Source organism: Cupriavidus sp. 10L43_2, assembly GCF_056395265.1.
The window spans coordinates 17,356-33,810 of record NZ_JBFTJE010000005.1 but is presented as its reverse complement, the minus strand read 5'-3'; the positions used below and the strand labels follow the sequence as shown (position 1 = coordinate 33,810).

14 protein-coding genes and 1 tRNA gene are annotated in these 16,455 nt (G+C 67.2%); 8 read left to right on the top strand and 7 right to left on the bottom strand.

Features of this window, described 5'->3' with window-relative positions; genetic code table 11:
* Positions 1-39 precede the first annotated feature (39 nt).
* Positions 40-552 (bottom strand): outer membrane lipoprotein, encoded by a 513-nt coding sequence (locus tag AC1DEL_RS08775; protein WP_092292229.1) that lies wholly within the window; start codon positions 550-552, stop codon positions 40-42.
* A gap of 192 nt (positions 553-744) precedes the next feature.
* Between AC1DEL_RS08775 and AC1DEL_RS08770 the strand changes: the two genes are divergently transcribed.
* Positions 745-834, top strand: a tRNA-Ser gene (locus tag AC1DEL_RS08770).
* A gap of 82 nt (positions 835-916) precedes the next feature.
* Here the strand turns inward: AC1DEL_RS08770 and AC1DEL_RS08765 are convergent.
* Both AC1DEL_RS08765 and gudD read right to left on the bottom strand, forming a co-directional pair.
* Positions 917-1,915 (bottom strand): Bug family tripartite tricarboxylate transporter substrate binding protein, encoded by a 999-nt coding sequence (locus AC1DEL_RS08765; protein ID WP_092292227.1) that lies wholly within the window; start codon positions 1,913-1,915, stop codon positions 917-919.
* Between the two features lie 58 nt (positions 1,916-1,973).
* Positions 1,974-3,326, bottom strand: coding sequence for a glucarate dehydratase (gene gudD, locus AC1DEL_RS08760; protein WP_477125608.1), 1,353 nt, complete (start codon positions 3,324-3,326; stop codon positions 1,974-1,976).
* 220 nt (positions 3,327-3,546) lie between these two features.
* Here gudD and AC1DEL_RS08755 point away from each other — a divergent pair, with 220 nt between their 5' ends.
* Both AC1DEL_RS08755 and AC1DEL_RS08750 read left to right on the top strand, forming a co-directional pair.
* The gene (locus AC1DEL_RS08755) at positions 3,547-4,305 is read left to right on the top strand and encodes a FadR/GntR family transcriptional regulator (RefSeq protein WP_477105070.1); all 759 of its coding nucleotides are present in this window, start codon (positions 3,547-3,549) and stop codon (positions 4,303-4,305) included.
* Between the two features lie 112 nt (positions 4,306-4,417).
* Entirely contained in the window at positions 4,418-5,995 is a 1,578-nt protein-coding gene (locus AC1DEL_RS08750) for an aldehyde dehydrogenase (NADP(+)) (protein WP_477125609.1), read from the top strand.
* A gap of 87 nt (positions 5,996-6,082) precedes the next feature.
* Here AC1DEL_RS08750 and AC1DEL_RS08745 read toward each other — a convergent pair whose 3' ends face one another.
* The 4 genes from AC1DEL_RS08745 to AC1DEL_RS08730 are packed head-to-tail and all read right to left on the bottom strand — an operon-like array spanning position 6,083 to position 9,617.
* Entirely contained in the window at positions 6,083-7,285 is a 1,203-nt protein-coding gene (locus AC1DEL_RS08745; protein ID WP_092292219.1) for an osmoprotectant ABC transporter ATP-binding protein OsmV, read from the bottom strand.
* Complete coding sequence (locus AC1DEL_RS08740; protein WP_092292217.1) at positions 7,282-7,935, bottom strand: ABC transporter permease; 654 nt, start codon at positions 7,933-7,935, stop codon at positions 7,282-7,284. The genes AC1DEL_RS08745 and AC1DEL_RS08740 overlap by 4 nt, the downstream gene beginning before the upstream one ends.
* Positions 7,936-7,945: 10 nt before the next feature.
* Entirely contained in the window at positions 7,946-8,887 is a 942-nt protein-coding gene (locus AC1DEL_RS08735; RefSeq protein WP_092292215.1) for a glycine betaine ABC transporter substrate-binding protein, read from the bottom strand.
* Between the two features lie 13 nt (positions 8,888-8,900).
* On the bottom strand, positions 8,901-9,617 hold the full coding sequence (locus tag AC1DEL_RS08730) for an ABC transporter permease (RefSeq protein ID WP_092292213.1): 717 nt from the start codon (positions 9,615-9,617) through the stop codon (positions 8,901-8,903).
* Between the two features lie 679 nt (positions 9,618-10,296).
* Here AC1DEL_RS08730 and AC1DEL_RS08725 point away from each other — a divergent pair.
* The 5 genes from AC1DEL_RS08725 to AC1DEL_RS08705 all read left to right on the top strand — a co-directional run bounded on the left by AC1DEL_RS08725 (position 10,297) and on the right by AC1DEL_RS08705 (position 16,353).
* A complete protein-coding gene (locus tag AC1DEL_RS08725) occupies positions 10,297-11,202 on the top strand; it encodes a pirin family protein (protein WP_441593624.1) in 906 nt (301 codons plus the stop codon).
* Positions 11,203-11,543: 341 nt separating this feature from the next.
* Positions 11,544-13,112, top strand: a complete 1,569-nt coding sequence (locus AC1DEL_RS08720) for an ABC transporter ATP-binding protein (protein ID WP_092292209.1) — start codon at positions 11,544-11,546, stop codon at positions 13,110-13,112.
* On the top strand, positions 13,105-14,199 hold the full coding sequence (locus AC1DEL_RS08715; RefSeq protein WP_454756883.1) for an ABC transporter permease: 1,095 nt from the start codon (positions 13,105-13,107) through the stop codon (positions 14,197-14,199). The genes AC1DEL_RS08720 and AC1DEL_RS08715 overlap by 8 nt, the downstream gene beginning before the upstream one ends.
* Positions 14,200-14,217: 18 nt before the next feature.
* The gene (locus tag AC1DEL_RS08710; protein ID WP_454756882.1) at positions 14,218-15,138 is read left to right on the top strand and encodes an ABC transporter permease; all 921 of its coding nucleotides are present in this window, start codon (positions 14,218-14,220) and stop codon (positions 15,136-15,138) included.
* Between the two features lie 72 nt (positions 15,139-15,210).
* The gene (locus AC1DEL_RS08705; protein ID WP_092292203.1) at positions 15,211-16,353 is read left to right on the top strand and encodes a BMP family ABC transporter substrate-binding protein; all 1,143 of its coding nucleotides are present in this window, start codon (positions 15,211-15,213) and stop codon (positions 16,351-16,353) included.
* Positions 16,354-16,455: the final 102 nt, after the last annotated feature.

Genomic DNA, 16,455 nt, shown 5'->3' with positions numbered 1-16,455 from the left:
TGTCGCGTGGCTTTTTTCGTAGAACTACGAAGTACGTACTCAGTACGGCGTGGCCATATCGTTGGCCACACGCGCCCGGTCGCCCACGCGCAGGTTGCCGATATTGCTCTGGGTCACGGTGGCCATCCGGCCATCGTCCAGCCGCACGTTCACGCGATACACGGTCTGCGTATTGCTGCCCGCCCGCTTCTCGATCTGGTTGCCGGCCACGGCGCCCGCCACGGCACCGCCGATGGTCGCCACGGTCTGGCCACGCCCGCCGCCGATCTGGTGACCGAGCAGGCCGCCCGCCGCGCCGCCGATCACGGTGCCGAGCAGGCCCGAGCTGCCTTGCGTGGAGTTGATCGGCTCGATCGACTCCACGCGGCCCGTGAACACCGAGCCCGCCGGAGCCTGGTAGGTGCTCTGGTTCGGGTCCTGATAGCCCGTGTTCGGCGGGGCGTTGTTGTAGTTGCCATAGCCGTTGTAGCCGGGCTGCGCGCACCCTGCCAGGGTGGCCGCACAGGCCAGCGCGCCAAGGGCCAGCCATGATTTGCTGCGATGTTGCTGCATGGATAAGTCCTCCTCTATCGCTTGTTTGACATGCCAACGCGCGGTGGGCAGGCGCCGCGCGTCCTGCCAATATGAGGCGAACCGGCTCACAAGGTTCCGCTGTGTCCGACAAACACCGACACCGCAGACAAGGCGATTGACGAGGGCATCACACTACGGGCCGCCGCCACCTTGTATAATGCGGCCCTCCAAGGAAGCGTGGCCGAGTGGTTTAAGGCAGCAGTCTTGAAAACTGCCGATGGGGTGACCCATCCGTGAGTTCGAATCTCACCGCTTCCGCCAGACAATAAAAAACCCCGCCATTCAGGCGGGGCGAAGGACTGCAGTGGAGCATTGACCCCCCACGGTGATTCGGTCCTGCCGCTTACTCCAGCGTGATCTTGCCCTGCTCGATCACGGTCTTCCAGCGCTTCAGTTCTTCGTTCTCGAACTGGACGAACTGCTCCGGCGTGTTGGCGACGATCTCGAAGCCCTGCTCGCCCAGCTTCTTCTGCATCCCCGGCTCCTTGAGCGCGCTGACCAGCGCGCCGTGCAGGCGCGACTTCACGTCGGCCGGCAGGCCCTTCGGGGCGGCCACGGCCTGCCACGAATAGACTTCCACATCCTTGACGCCGGCCTCGGCCATCGTCGGCACGTCCGGCAGCAGCGCCGAGCGCTTGTCCGACGTAATCGCCAGCGCGCGCAGCTTGCCCGTGCGGATGTGCTGGATGACCGCGTTGAGGTTCTGGAACGAGACATCGACCTGGCCCGCGAGCAGGTCCGAGATGGCCGGCGCACCGCCCTTGTACGGCACGTGCAGGCCATCGGTACCGCTTTTCTGCCAGAACAGCGCCGCGGTCAGGTGGTCAGACGACCCCGCGCCCGAAGTAGCGAAGCTCACCTTGCCCGGGTTCTTCTTCATATGCGCAACCAGCTCGGCCAGGTTCTTGGCCGGGAAGTTCGGGTTGGCCACCAGCACGTTCGGCGCGCGCACGGCCACCGTCAGCAGGTCGAAGTCCTTGGCCGGGTCGTAGGCCAGGTTCTTCTGGAGGAACGGGTTGACCGCGTACACGCCGATCGAGGCCACCAGCAGGGTGTAGCCGTCGGCCGGGGCACGCTTGACGAAGGTCGCGCCGATCGCGCCCGTGGCGCCGGGGCGATTGTCGATCACGAACGGCTGGCCCAGCTTGTCGTTGAGCGGCTGCGCCAGCACGCGGGCGATGGTGTCTGACGACCCACCGGCCGGGAACGGCACCACCATCGTCACCGCCTTCTGCGGCCAGGCCGTGCCAGCCGCCACGGCCGCACTGCTGACCGTGGCGCCCACGGCCAGGGCGACGAATACACCGGCAATCCGGCGGAACAGCGTCTTCTGTTTCAGCATTGTCTTGTCTCCTGTCTTACTGTCTTATCTTTAATGCTTGAATCCGTGATCGGACGCGTTACCGGACCATGCACGGCGCCTTGTTGTTGAACTTCCACCCCGGGATCAGGAACTGCATGGCGATGGCGTCATCGCGTGCGCCCAGACCCTTCTCCTGATAGAGACGGTTGGCGCGTGCCAGCGCGTCCATGTCGAGTTCCACACCCAGCCCCGGCGTCTTGGGCACCTGCACCAGGCCGCCCTCGATCTTCAGCGGGCTGCGCGTCAGGTGCTCGCCGTCCTGCCAGATCCAGTGCGTGTCGATGGCGGTGACGCGGCCCGGCGCGGCGGCGGCCACGTGGGTGAACATCGCCAGCGAAATATCGAAATGGTTGTTCGAGTGCGAACCCCAGGTCAGGCCCCACTCCGCGCACATCTGCGCCACGCGCACCGAACCCTGCATGGTCCAGAAGTGCGGGTCGGCCAGCGGAATGTCCACCGAGTGCAGGCGCACCGCGTGGCCCATCTGGCGCCAGTCCGTGGCAATCATGTTGGTGGCGGTCGGCAGGCCGGTGGCGGTGCGGAACTCGGCCATGATCTCGCGGCCCGAATAGCCGTCTTCAGCGCCGCAAGGGTCTTCGGCGTAGGCCAGGATGCCGTGCTTGTCGCGGCACAGGCGGATCGCGTCGGCCAGCAGCCAGCCGCCGTTCGGGTCCAGCGTCACGCGCGCCTTGGGGAAGCGCTCGTGCAGCGCGATGATGGCTTCCATCTCCTCGTCGCCGCTCAGCACGCCGCCCTTGAGCTTGAAGTCGTTGAAGCCGTAGCGCTCGTACGCGGCCTCGGCCAGACGGACGACGCCCTTGGCGTCCATCGCCACTTCATTGCGCACGCGGAACCATTCGTTGTCGCCATCGGGCTCGGTGCGGTAGTCGAGCGTGGTCTTCTGGCGGTCGCCCACATAGAAGAGGTAGCCGAGCATCTCCACGGCGTCGCGTTGCTGGCCCTCGCCGAGCAGCGCGGCCCCGGGCACCTGCAGGTGCTTGCCGAGCAGGTCGAGCATCGCCGCCTCGATCGCCGTGACGGCGTGGATGGTGATGCGCAGGTCGAAGGTCTGCAGGCCACGGCCGCCGGCGTCGCGGTTGGCGAACGTCGCACGCACCTTGTTCAGCACGGCCTGGTACTGGCCGATCGGCTGCCCAACCACCAGCGGACGCGCATCCTCCAGCGTCTGGCGAATGCCCTCCCCGCCCGGCACCTCGCCCACGCCGGTATTGCCGGCGCTGTCCTTGAGGATCACGATATTGCGGGTGAAGTACGGGCCGTGCGCGCCGGACAGGTTCATCAGCATGCTGTCGTGGCCCGCCACGGGGACGACAGTCAACTCGGTGACGACGGGCGTGACGCCGCCGGCGGCATGTTGGGATGCGGTCATGTGGATCTGTCTCCGAAAACGCGTTTCAGGGTGATGCCGGGTTCGCGCTCCACATCGAGACTGCGCCCTGCTTGTGATGTTTGGCCGCCATACGCAACAGATCGATGCCGATTATGGCAAGGGGTTCTCGCAAACCTGTGCGTTATCTGTCATCGTATGACTTACGACGCAGTATAATGAGCGCATCTTGCGACGGTCAATACCTCAGTTTCCCCTACCCATGTCCAATGTCCCGATAACTTCGCCCGCTCCCCTGCGCCGCCGCGGCCGCACGCTTGCCGAGGAAGTAGTGGGTAACCTGACCGAGAGCATCCAGCAGGGCCAGATCAAGCCCGGCGACAAGCTGCCAACGGAATCCGAGATCATGGCCACGCTCGGCGTGAGCCGCACAGTGGTGCGCGAGGCACTTTCGCGCCTGCAAGCCAGCGGCCTGGTCGAGACCCGCCATGGCATCGGCACCTTCGTGCTGGCCCGCCCGGTGGAGACCCATTCGCCGTTCCGCATCGACCCCTCGGCCATGGTCACGGCCATGGACGTGCTGGCGATGCTGGAATTCCGCGTCAGCCTGGAAGCCGAGGCCGCGAGCCTGGCCGCCACGCGGCGCAGCGACGAGCAGCTCACGGCCATCCGCCGCGCGCTCGACGACATGAAACGCAAGGCTTCCGAAGGCAGCGACGCCGTGGGCTCGGATTTCGAGTTCCACCTGTCCATCGCGCGCGCCACCGGCAACCGCTATTTCACGGACATCATGGGCCACCTCGGCACGATGGTGATTCCGCGCAGCCGCCTGCAGGTCAGCACGCCCGAGCGCGAGCAGTACCTGGAGCGCGTCAACTTCGAGCACGAAAGCATCTACGATGCGATTGAGCGCCGCGACCCCGAGGCCGCCAAGGCCGCCATGCGCATGCACCTGACCAACAGCCGCGAGCGCCTGCGCAAGGCTTCTGCCCTGGCAGGCTCCTCCGCTTCTTCCGCCTGACGCCATGCGCGCGGCCCCTTCGGTAATTGGGGGCGGCGCGGTTGCGGGCGACTTTCCGATGTCATATGATGTCTTATGACATGTTTCTGATACGACGCAGGATCGATACACCATGACTCTTACCGGCGAGATGCTGATCGGCGCGAATGCCGTACGCGGCACCGAAGACACTTTCCAGGCCATCAACCCGGCCACGGGCGAGACCCTGACCCCGACGTTCCACGGTGGCAATGCCGCCGATGTGGACCGCGCCTGCCAACTGGCCGAGGCGGCTTTCGACACGTATCGTGCGACCACGCCCGAGCAGCGCGCGCGCTTCCTCGAATCGATCGCCGAAGGCATCGAGGCACTGGGCGATGAACTGGTCCAGCGCGCGCACGCCGAGACGGCGCTGCCGATCGCCCGCCTGCAGGGCGAGCGCGGCCGTACCGCCGGCCAGCTGCGCCTGTTCGCACGTGTGGTGCGCGACGGCCGCTGGCAAGACGCCACGCTCGACAGCGCCCTGCCCGAGCGCACCCCGCCGCGCCCCGACCTGCGCATGCAGAACATCCCCGTCGGTCCGGTGGCCGTGTTCGGCGCCAGCAACTTCCCGCTCGCGTTCTCGGTGGCCGGTGGCGATACCGCTTCCGCGCTGGCCGCAGGCTGCCCGGTGGTCGTCAAGGCCCACCCGGCGCACCCGGGCACCTCGGAACTGGTCGGACGTGTGATTCAAAAGGCAGTTGCCGATAACGGCCTGCCGGAAGGCGTGTTCTCGCTCGTGATGGGCGCCGGCATCGCCATCGGTACCGCGCTGGTCGCCCATCCGGTGATCCAGGCCGTGGGCTTCACCGGCTCGCGCACGGGCGGTATGGCGCTGGTCAAGGTCGCCAACGAGCGTCCGCAGCCGATTCCGGTCTACGCCGAGATGAGCAGCATCAACCCGGTCTACCTGCTGCCCGAGGCACTGGCCGCGCGCGGCGAAGCCATCGCACGTGACCTGGTGGATTCGCTGGTGATGGGCGTAGGCCAGTTCTGCACGAACCCCGGCCTGCTGCTGGCCATCGAAGGCCCGGCGCTGGACGCCTTCCGCGCCGCCGCCGTGGCAGCGGTGTCGGCCAAGGCCGCCGGCACGATGCTGACGCCGGGCATCCATCAGGCGTTCGAGCGTGGCGTGGCGCAACTGTCCGCCGTGGAAGGCCTGACCCGCCCGGGTTGCGGCCTGGCAGGCACGGGGCCGAACCAGGCCCGTCCGGCGTTCTTCGAGACCTCCGCCGAACGCTTTATCGCCGATCACCGCATGCATGCCGAAGTGTTCGGCCCGTCGACGGTGCTCGTCACCTGCCGCGACGTGGACACGCTGCTGGCCGTCACCCGCATCCTGGAAGGCCAGCTGACGGCCACAGTGCAGGCCGATGCCGGCGATAAGGCCGTGGCCGCGCGCCTGCTGCCGGCGCTGGAACGCAAGGTGGGCCGCGTGCTGTTCAACGGCTACCCGACCGGCGTGGAAGTGTCGTTCGCGATGGTGCACGGCGGCCCGTTCCCGGCCACGTCGGACACCCGCACGACCTCGGTGGGCGCTTCGGCGATCGACCGCTTCCTGCGTCCGGTGTGCTACCAGAACGTGCCGGCCGCCCTGCTGCCGGCCGCCGTGCAGGATGGCAACCCGCTGAACCTGTGGCGCCTGAAGGACGGCGAACTCGGCCGCGCCTGAGCCGCGTCGTTGTTCTGATGGACGAAAAAACGGCCGCGCAAGCGGCCGTTTTTCATGGCGGAGGGCGCTCCAGCCGCGATCAGGCGATCAGGCGGCCACCCGCATCGGCGCCGAACTCGGCGTGGTGACGGGCGACGACACCGGCGGCGGAATCACCGGCGCATTGCCGCGCGAGCGCCCCGAGCTCAGGTAGTCGGCAATCGACTCCTGCGTGACTTCGCCCAGGTAGACACCATCGCCGTCCACCACGGGCAGCCAGCTCGTGTTGTGCTGGTACATGCGCGACAGCACGATGCGCAGGTGCTCGTCGAACGCGGCGCTGACCGCGAACGGGCGCAGCACATCGGCGCAGCTACCGCCCTTGGCCAGCGCGTTGCGCACGTCGCGGCGCGTGACGTAGCCCAGCGCGCGCTGCGCCTCATCGATCACAGGCAGGTGGCGCACGTCGGCTTCGTCCATCACGCCGAACGCTTCGGCCAGCGACATGTCCGGACGGCAGCTCGGCGGCATCGTCGCCGCATCGCCCGCGCGCACCAGCAGCAGGCGCTTGAGCGTGTTGTCATGGCCGACGAAGGCCTGCACGAAGTCGTCCGCCGGATGGGCCAGCAGCGCGTCCGGATGGTCGAACTGCACCAGTTGCCCGCGCCGGAACACGGCCACCTTGTCGCCCAGCTTGATCGCCTCGTCGATGTCGTGCGACACCATGATCACGGTCTTGCCGAGCTGCCGCTGCATCTGGAAAAACTCGTTCTGGATGCTCTCCCGGTTGATCGGGTCCACCGCGCCGAACGGCTCGTCCATCAGCAGCACGGGAGCGTCCGCCGCCAGCGCGCGGATCACGCCGATGCGCTGCTGCTGGCCGCCCGACAGCTCGCGCGGGTAGCGCCCCAGCATCTTGTCCGGGTCGAGCTGCACCATCGACATCAGCTCCCGGGCGCGCTCGCGGCAGCGGCGCTTGTCCCAGCCGAGCAGGCGCGGCACGACCATGATGTTTTCCTCGATCGTCATGTTCGGGAACAGGCCGATCTGCTGGATCACATAGCCGATCTTGCGGCGCAGCGCCACGCCGTCGATACCGGCGGTGTCCTCGCCCTCGATGCGGACCGTGCCCGAGGTGGGCTCGATCAGCCGGTTGATCATCTTGAGCGTGGTGGTCTTGCCGCAGCCCGAGGGGCCCAGGAAGACGCAGATCTCGCCCTTGGGTACCGTCATCGAGACGGCGTCCACGGCGCGCACTTCCGTGCCGTCCTTCTGGTGGAAAGACTTGGTGAGTTGGTCGAGTTCGATCATGGTTGGCGGATTCCTTTCGGCGTCAGCGCGCGCTGCAGGGCTTGCAGGCCGGCGTCCGCCACAATGGCGAGCACGCTGACGAGGACCGCGCCCACGGCCAGCTTGCTCATGTTGCTCTGGCTGATCGCTTGCAGGATCAGCACCCCAAGGCCACCGGCGCCAATGATGGCGGCAATGGTGGCCACGCCGATGTTCATCACCACGGCCGTGCGCACGCCGCCCAGGATCACCGGCACGGCCAGCGGCAGGTCCACCAGCCGCAGGCGCTGCCAGGTGGTCATGCCGATGCCACGGCCGGCCTCCTGGATGCCGGGATCGACATTGGCCAGCGCCGTGTAGGTGTTACGCATGATCGGCAACAGCGAGTACAGGAACACGGCGGTCACGGCCGGCACGTAGCCGAGCGCGTGGCCGAAGCGCGCGAAGATCGGGATCATCAACCCGAACAGCGCGATGGACGGCAGCGTCAGCACCACCGTGGCCAGCGCCAGCAGCGGCGTGGCCAGGAAGCGGTGACGCGTGATCAGGATGCCGAGCGGCACGCCGATCAGGATGGCCAGCCCCACGGCGGAGCCCACCAGCGCCAGATGCTCGCCGGTCAGCCGCAGCAGCGTCGGCCAGCTATGCGCGAGATAAGTCAGCAAATCCATGGGCGGCTCCTCAAATCAGTCCGTGGCTGCGCAGGAAGTCTCCTGCCACCTTGTCCACCGGCTGCTGGCCGATATCGACCTGATAGTTCATGTCGGTCATCGCCGCGTTGTCCAGCTGGGCGGACAGCGCGTTGAGCAGGCCGGCCAGTTCCGGCCGCTTGTCGAGCACAGCCTTGCGCACCACGGGCACGGCGTTATACGGCGGGAAGAAGTGCAGGTCGTCTTCCAGCAGCACGAGGTCGAAGCCCTTCACGCGGCCATCGGTGGTGTAGACCAGGCCCAGATCGACCTGATTGTTCTTGAGCGCGGTGTAGACCAGGCCGGGATCGAGCTGGATCACGTCCTTGCGGCCCAGCGGCAGCTGGTAGGCGGCCTTGAGCGGCTCCAGGCCGTCCGGGCGCGCGGCGAACTCCATGTCCACGGCGAACGGGCGGGCCTTGTCATCGGCGGCCTTCTCGCGCAGCTTGGCGGCGTAGGCCGACAGCGTGGTCAGGCCCGGCTCGGCGCGCTCCTTCGGCATGGCCAGCGCGTAGGTGTTGTTGACCTTGGAGGCGTCCAGCCAGATCAGACCCTTGGCGGCGTCCAGCTGCTTCACGCGTGCGTAGCTCTGCTCGGCGTCCAGCTTTTCCTCGACCTTGTTGAAGACGATCAGCGCGGTGCCGGTGTAGTCCCACACCACGTCCAGCTGGCCGGACTCCATGGCCTGGCGCATCAGCGTGCTGCCCAGGCCCGAGGTGACTTCCGTGTTGATGCCCTTGGCGCGCAGGTACTGCGTGGTCATCGACGACAGGATCAGCTGCTCGGTGAAGTTCTTGCCGCCCACCCGCACAGGCTCGCCGGCCGGCTGTTGCGCGCGGGCGGGCGCGGTGCCCAGCAGCACGGCGGCAGCCGCCACGCCCACCACGGCGAACAGCCAGAACAGCCGGCGCTCCCAGTTTCGTTGCATTCCCATGTAATTCGACTCCTCAGTACGCCAGACCGCGGCGGCGCAGATAGATATGGCCGGCCGTGGCGAACAGCGCGTCCAGCAGCAGCGCGAGCAGCGCGGTGGCCGCGGCGCCCAGCAGCAGCAGCGGCTGGTTGTTCAGGTAGATGCCTGGGAAGATCAGCTCGCCAAGGCTGTTGGCGCCAATCAGGAACGAGAGCGGCACGGTGCCCACGTTGATCACCAGGCTGATGCGCACCCCGGCCAGGATCACGGGCAGCGCGTTGGGCAGTTCCACGCGCACCAGGCGCTGGCACGGCGTCATGCCAATGCCGCGCGCGGCCTCGCGCAGCGCCGGCGAGACGTTGCGCAGCCCTTCGTACGTATTCCGCACGATGGGCAGCAGCGACGCCAGCCACAGCGCCAGCACCGCCGGGCGCTCGCCAATGCCGAGCACCGCCAGCGCAAGCGCCAGCACGGCCAGCGACGGCACGGTATTGCCGATATTGAAGATCTGCATCAGGCGGTCCGCCCAGCGGCGCATGCAGGGCCGGCTCAGCGCGATGCCCGCCGGCACGCCGGTGACGAGTGCCATCGCCATCGAGATCGCGACCAGACGCAGGTGGTCGCCTACGTCGTAGAACAGACGCTCGTGATACTGATGGATCACATCCACACCAATCCACGCGACCAGACCGGCCAGCGCGGCGGCAATGACACCGCTCCAGGCCAATGCCCGGATGGTTTGCTTCGACATATTCCCCCTTTCCAACGCCGGGGGCGGCACCATGAGCATCAGGCGCCACTTCCCGGAAGCGGAAAACAAAAGGGCCGGCGGTAGTTCGGATGGGTGCCCGCCGGGGCCCGGTTCAGATTGCCTTGCCGCCATGACTGGCACGATTGCCAGCGGACGGACTTGTGGCTGCCACGCGAGGGGCGGGACAGCCTTGTGAAGGGGATTCGCGCGGTACAGCGGTGGGTGCGAATCGCCCGGTAGCGGCGCAATCGGATCAGTTCGATCCGGCTTGGCCAGTGGCGGCGACTGGTGTCGTTGTGGAAACGCGCTTCGGTGGGCGCCGCCGGTCAATCGGCCGTTGCTGGACAAGGGATCGCGGGGATTCCGGCACAAACCGGACCACAGCAATTTCCAGCAACGGATGACAAAGAGAGCGCTATTCTACACAACTTCTGTCAATCTGTCATCTTCGCGTTTTCCGAGATGGTTTCAGGCGCCTTCTTCGGCCATCTGGCGGCGATCTTTCGGCTTCTAAAACGCCGGCCAGTCCGTTGCAGCCATGCACTGACTGGGCGCTCATTTGCAACACGATTGGAACAATCTGTTGCCCGCCCGCCGTCTACCGCTTTGCCACCAAACCCCTACATTTACGGGTATGCAGAGACGGCCGAGGGCCGTCCGCCACAGGAGAAACCACAACATGGAAACCCGCACTCTCGCCACCGTTCCGGCCACCGCCCAGGAGACCGTTGAGCGCTCGCGCACCGTCGATCGCGTGGTGCGCGGCATTGCCACGTCCGATGGCGCCGGGGTGAAGCTCACCCGCGTGCTGACGCAGAACCTGCAACGCCGGCTGGACCCGTTCCTGATGCTCGACGCCTTCGGCACCGACAACAAGGACGACTACATCGGCGGCTTCCCCGATCACCCGCACCGGGGCTTCGAGACCATCACCTACATGCTGGCTGGCCGCATGCGTCACCGCGACAGCGCCGGCAATGAAGGGCTGCTCGAAGGCGGCGGCGCGCAGTGGATGGTGGCCGGCTCCGGCGTGGTGCACTCGGAACTGCCCGAGCAGGAAGACGGCCGCATGGAAGGCTTCCAGCTCTGGCTGAACCTGCCCGCCGCGGACAAGATGACCACGCCGTGGTACCGCGACATGCCGGCGGCGTCGATCCCGACTGTGGCGCTGCCTTCCGGCGGCACCGTACGCGTGCTGGCCGGCGCCTCCCACGGCGTGGCCGGGGCCATGACGCGTCCGGTCACCGCGCCGATCTACCTCGACGTGAACCTGCCTGCCGGGCAGACCTTCACGCAGGCAGTGCCGGCCGGCCATAACGCCTTTGTCTATGTGCATCAGGGCGAAGTGCGGATCGGCGATGCCGTGGTGGAAGCGCAGCGCATGGGCGTGCTCGACAACGCCGGCGGGGCCGATGGCGTGGTCGTGACCGCCACGCAGGATGCCCAGTTCCTGGTGATTGCCGGCCAGCCGCTGAACGAGCCGATCGCGCAGTACGGCCCGTTCGTGATGAACACGCAGGAACAGATCTACCAGACGCTGGCCGACTTCCGCGAAGGCCGTTTTGGCGTGGCAGCCAATGCCTGACCGGCGCTGATTTGCGCTAACCGACGCTAACCTCCTCCCCTGCCCCGGCCATGCGCCGGGGCCCTTGCTGACCGCTGCCCTGTCCTCGTGACAGCGCGGCGGTTTTTTCTTGCCCGCGTGCTCGGCACGCGACTTGCAACCTGCCTGTAACCGTTGTGGGGCATGGCCTGCGGCCGGAAACGGCCCGCCGAACCCCCGCGCACTTATATAATCCACTGCAAATTCCGGGCATCACGACACCATGATGATGACAACCTGCCGCGCGGCGATGCTGCGCCACGCACAGCCGCTGTCACGTGCCTGATCTCAACGTTGCTGCCACAACAATCCGAGCCGCCTCAGTGACATTACAACTCCCCCCCAGGCTGGCGCTTGCCCACATCACCAAGCGCTATCCCGGCGTGACCGCCAATGACGACGTGAGCCTCTCCGTCGCCCCCGGCGAGATCCACGCTGTTCTTGGCGAGAACGGCGCCGGCAAATCCACCCTCATGAAGATCATCTTCGGCGCGGTCCGTCCGGACGCCGGCGAGGTGCACTTCAACGGGGCGCCGGTCGCCATCGCCAGCCCGCACGATGCCCGCAACCTGGGCATCGCCATGGTCTTCCAGCATTTCTCGCTGTTCGACACGCTGACCGTGACCGAGAACATCGCGCTCGGCCTGCCGCCGAAGGAAGTCGGCGGGATGAAGCAACTGGCCGAACGCATCCGCGACACGGCGGCGCGCTACGGCCTGCCGCTGGAACCGAACCGCCACGTGCACACGCTGTCCGTGGGCGAGCGCCAGCGCGTGGAGATCGTCCGCGCGCTGCTGGCCCGGCCGCAACTGCTGATCCTGGACGAGCCCACCTCGGTGCTGACCCCGCAGGCTGTGGAGACGCTGTTCGTCACGCTGCGCCAGCTGGCCGAGGAAGGCACCAGCATCCTCTATATCAGTCACAAGCTCGACGAGATCCGCGCGCTGTGCCATCACGCCACCGTGATGCGGATGGGCCGGGTGACGGGCGTCTGCGACCCGCGCGCGGAAAGCGCGGCGTCGCTGTCGCGGCTGATGATCGGCGGCGAGCCGCCGCGCGAGGCCCGCGTGACCACCGAGCGCGGGCCGGTGCGGCTGGCCGTGCGCGACCTCTCGGTGCCGCGCGCCCACGCCTTCGCCACTGAATTGCAACAGATTGCGCTCGATGTGCATGCCGGCGAGATCGTCGGCATCGCCGGAGTGTCCGGCAACGGCCAGCAGGAACTGCTGGCGGCGCTCTCCGGCGAGGACCCGCGTGGCGCGGCGGGCAGCGTGCAGATCGACCAGCAACCGGTGGGCCGGCTCGACGCCGCCGCGCGCCGCCGCGTAGGGCTCGCCTTCGTGCCCGAGGAACGGCTAGGCCGGGGCGCGGTGCCGGGCATGAGCCTGTCGGCCAATACCCTGCTGTCGCACCAGACGCCGCCCTATGTGCGCGGCGGCATGGTGTCGCCGAAGGCGGCCGAGGGGCTGGCGGCCGGCATCATCAGCCGCTTCCGCGTCAAGGCCAGCGGGCCGGCGGCGCTGGCGCGCAGCCTGTCGGGCGGCAATCTCCAGAAATTCATCGTCGGACGCGAGATCGAAAGTGGTCCGAAAGTGCTGATCGTGGCGCAACCGACCTGGGGCGTGGACGTGGGCGCCGCCGCACAGATCCACAACGAAATCCTCGCGCTCAAGGCCACCGGCTGCGCCGTGCTGGTGGTGTCCGAGGAACTCGACGAGCTGTTCGGCCTGTGCGACCGGCTCCATGTGATGGCCAAGGGCCACCTGTCGCCGTCGATTCCCGTGGAATCGGCCACGCGCGAGCAGGTCGGCCTGTGGATGAGCGGCTTATGGGAGGGCGGGCCGGCCAGCGAACGGCCGCACGCCACCACGGAGGGGGCTAGCCATGGCTGATCTCCGCTCCCCGCTGACGCTGGCGCCGCGCGGCGCCCCGTCGCGCCCGATGGCCTATGCCTCGCCGCTATTCGCGCTGGTGCTGACGCTGCTGTTCGGCGCGCTGCTGTTCCTGGTGCTCGGCAAGGACCCGGTGGCCGCGCTCAAGGTGTTTTTGGTCGATCCGCTGAAAGACAAGCGCGCGATTGGCGAAGTGCTGCTCAAGACCGTACCGCTGGTGCTCTGCGCGCTGGGGCTGTCGGTCTGCTACCGGGCCAATGTCTGGAATATCGGCGCGGACGGGCAGCTGATCCTCGGCGGCATCTTCGCCGGGGCCGCCGTGCTCTATTTCGACACGCCGGGCCACACCATCTCCGGGCCGGCGGTGCTGGTCATTGCCGGGCTGGCCGGCATCGTCGGCGGCATGGCCTGGGCGGCCATCACCGCGCTGCTCAAGGACCGCTTCAACGCCAACGAGATCCTGGTCTCGCTGATGCTGACCTACATCGCCCAGCAGTTGCTGCTGTGGGCCGTCAACGGACCGCTGAAGGACCCGGCGGGGATGAACTTCCCGCAGTCGAAAGTGTTTTCGTCCGAGTTCCTGCTGCCGAACCTGCTGTCCGGCTCGCGGCTGCACGTAGGCTTTCTGGTCATGCTGGTGCTGGTGGCCGCGATGACGGTGTTCGTCTTCCGCAGCTTTGCCGGCTTCCGGCTCCAGGTGGGCGGCACTGCCCCGCTGGCGGCGCGCTATGCGGGGTTCTCGTCGCGCAAGGCGCTGTGGAGTGCGCTGATGATCTCGGGCGGCACCGCCGGGCTGGCGGGCGCGTTCGAGGTGACGGGGCCGATCGGACAGCTGCTGCCGTCGATCTCGCCCGGCTACGGCTTCACGGCCATCATCGTCGCCTTCGTGGGACGGCTGCATCCGGTGGGCGCCGTGTTCGGCGGCATCGTCATGTCGCTCTTCTATATAGGCGGCGAGATGGCGCAGTCGCGGCTGGGGCTGCCCTCGGCCATCGGCTGGGTGTTCCAGGGCATGCTGCTGTTCTTCCTGCTGGCGTGCGACACGCTGATCGACAACCGGCTGCGCTGGCGCGCCCGGGCCGCCTGAACCGGAGCCGATAACAATATGGAACAACTCGCTCCCCTGATCGCCACGGCGATCAACGCCGGCACCCCGCTGCTGCTGGCCGCGCTGGGCCTGCTCGTCAACGAGCGCGCCGGCGTGCTCAACCTCGGCGCCGAAGGCATGATGCTGGTGGCCGCCGCGTTCGGCTTCATGGTCGGCTACCAAACCCAGTCGCCGATGCTCGGCTTCGCGGCTGGCGCGCTGGCCGGCATGCTGATGGCTTCGCTGTTCTCGTGGCTGGCGCTGGTGCTGGCCACCAACCAGGTGGCCACGGGCCTGGCGCTGTCGATCTTCGGCACGGGCCTGTCGGCCTTCATGGCGCAGCGCTTCGTCGGCTACGCCATGCCCGCGCAGGCCAAGTCGGTGCCGTTCCTGGCCGACCTCCCGTTCGTCGGGCCGGCCTTCTTCCAGCATCACTGGATGGTGTATTTCAGCATTCTGCTATGTGCCGCGATCACCTGGTTCCTGTTCCGCACACGGGCCGGGCTGACGCTGCGCGCGATTGGCGAGTCCCCGGAGTCCGCCCATGCGCTGGGCTACCCGGTGCGCTGGATCCGCTTTGGCGCGCTGCTGTTCGGCGGCGCCTGCTGCGGGCTCGCGGGCGCCTACCTGTCGCTGGTCTATACGCCGATGTGGGTGGAGAACCTCGTCTCGGGCCGGGGCTGGATCGCGCTGGCGCTGACCACCTTCGCCACGTGGCGTCCGGGCCGGGTGCTGGTGGGTGCGTGGCTGTTCGGCGGCGTGACCATCCTCCAGTTCTATTTGCAGGGCATTGGCGTGTCGGTGCCGTCGCAGGTGCTGTCGATGTTGCCGTACGCGGCCACCATCGTCGTGCTGGCGCTGATTTCGCGGAGCCCGGCGTGGATCCGGCTCAATATGCCGGCCTCGCTGGGCAAGCCGTTCCGCCCGGGCAATGCCTGATGTTTCCGTTTTTTCGAGCCAACCAGTAGTCAAAACCAAACGCATCACAAGACGTTTTTCAAGGAGAGATCGATGATCGTGTCACGCAGGACCACCCTGGCAGCCCTGGCCGCCACCGCCGTACTGGCCCTGGCCGGCTGCGGCAAGAAAGAGGCCGACAAGCCGGCCGAGACGGCAGGCCCGGCCTCCGCGCCGGCAGCCGCCGCCAGCGAACCGCTCAAGGTGGCGTTCGTCTATATCGGCCCGGTGGGCGATGCCGGCTGGACCTTCGCCCATGACACCGGTCGCAAGGCGGTGGAAGCCAAGTTCGGCGACAAGGTGAAGACCTCGTTCGTCGAGAACGTGCCCGAGTCCGCCGCGGACGCCGAGCGCGTGTTCCGCGACCTGGCCAGCCAGGGCAACAAGCTGATCTTCGGCACCACGTTCGGCTATCAGGAATCGATGCTGAAGGTGGCCAAGGAATTCCCGGACGTGAAGTTCGAGCACGCCACCGGCTTCAAGACCGCCGACAACCTCGCCCAGTACGACGTACGCACCTATGAAGGCGCCTACCTGGCTGGCGTGGTGGCCGGCAAGATGAGCAAGTCGGGCAAGATGGGCGTGGTGGCGTCGGTGCCGATTCCCGAGGTCATCCGCAACATCGACTCGTTCGCGCTCGGCGCGCGCAGTGTGAACCCCAAGGCCACCGTCAAGGTGGTGTGGGTGAACAAGTGGTTCGATCCGGGCAAGGAGCGCGAGGCCGCCACCACCCTGATCGGCCAGGGCGTGGACATGCTGATGCAGAACACCGACTCCGCCGCCGTCGTCCAGACCGCGCAGGAGAAGGGCGTCTACGCGTTCGGCTGGGACAGCGACATGAGCAAGTTCGGCGAAAAGGCCCACCTGGCCGCCTCCGTCATTAGCTGGGGCGTCTACTACAACAAGGTGGTGGAAGACGTGCTGAACAAGCAGTGGAAGAACAGCACCACGTGGTGGGGCCTCAAGGAAGGCATGATCGACCTGAAGGGTTTCAACGCCGTGGTGCCGGATGACGTGAAGGCGCTGGTCGAGGAACGCAAGAAGGGGGTGATCGACGGCACCGCCCCGATCTGGAAGGGTCCGCTCAAGGACAACGCCGGCAAGGAACAGCTGGCCAAGGATCAGGTCGCCGACGACAAGTTCCTGCACGACATCAAGTTCTACGTGGAAGGCGTGGAAGGCAACGTGCCGGGCTGATCGCCGGTTTCAGGCCTGACTGACCGCCCCTCCGTCCGCTGCCTCGGGCGGAGGGGAACTTGAATCCCCCTGCATCGGCCCAAGTTATCCCTGCATGCGCAC

Bases quoted from the DNA above. Each gene is read 5' to 3' on its own strand.
- AC1DEL_RS08750 (WP_477125609.1), top strand. From the start codon at position 4,418: ATGACTCTTACCGGCGAGATGCTGATCGGCGCGAATGCCGTACGCGGC.
- gudD (WP_477125608.1), bottom strand. From the start codon at position 3,326: ATGACCGCATCCCAACATGCCGCCGGCGGCGTCACGCCCGTCGTCACC.
- AC1DEL_RS08765 (WP_092292227.1), bottom strand. From the start codon at position 1,915: ATGCTGAAACAGAAGACGCTGTTCCGCCGGATTGCCGGTGTATTCGTC.
- AC1DEL_RS08730 (WP_092292213.1), bottom strand. From the start codon at position 9,617: ATGTCGAAGCAAACCATCCGGGCATTGGCCTGGAGCGGTGTCATTGCC.
- AC1DEL_RS08745 (WP_092292219.1), bottom strand. From the start codon at position 7,285: ATGATCGAACTCGACCAACTCACCAAGTCTTTCCACCAGAAGGACGGC.
- AC1DEL_RS08740 (WP_092292217.1), bottom strand. From the start codon at position 7,935: ATGGATTTGCTGACTTATCTCGCGCATAGCTGGCCGACGCTGCTGCGG.
- AC1DEL_RS08705 (WP_092292203.1), top strand. From the start codon at position 15,211: ATGATCGTGTCACGCAGGACCACCCTGGCAGCCCTGGCCGCCACCGCC.
- AC1DEL_RS08755 (WP_477105070.1), top strand. From the start codon at position 3,547: ATGTCCAATGTCCCGATAACTTCGCCCGCTCCCCTGCGCCGCCGCGGC.
- AC1DEL_RS08715 (WP_454756883.1), top strand. From the start codon at position 13,105: ATGGCTGATCTCCGCTCCCCGCTGACGCTGGCGCCGCGCGGCGCCCCG.
- AC1DEL_RS08710 (WP_454756882.1), top strand. From the start codon at position 14,218: ATGGAACAACTCGCTCCCCTGATCGCCACGGCGATCAACGCCGGCACC.
- AC1DEL_RS08775 (WP_092292229.1), bottom strand. From the start codon at position 552: ATGCAGCAACATCGCAGCAAATCATGGCTGGCCCTTGGCGCGCTGGCC.
- AC1DEL_RS08725 (WP_441593624.1), top strand. From the start codon at position 10,297: ATGGAAACCCGCACTCTCGCCACCGTTCCGGCCACCGCCCAGGAGACC.
- AC1DEL_RS08735 (WP_092292215.1), bottom strand. From the start codon at position 8,887: ATGGGAATGCAACGAAACTGGGAGCGCCGGCTGTTCTGGCTGTTCGCC.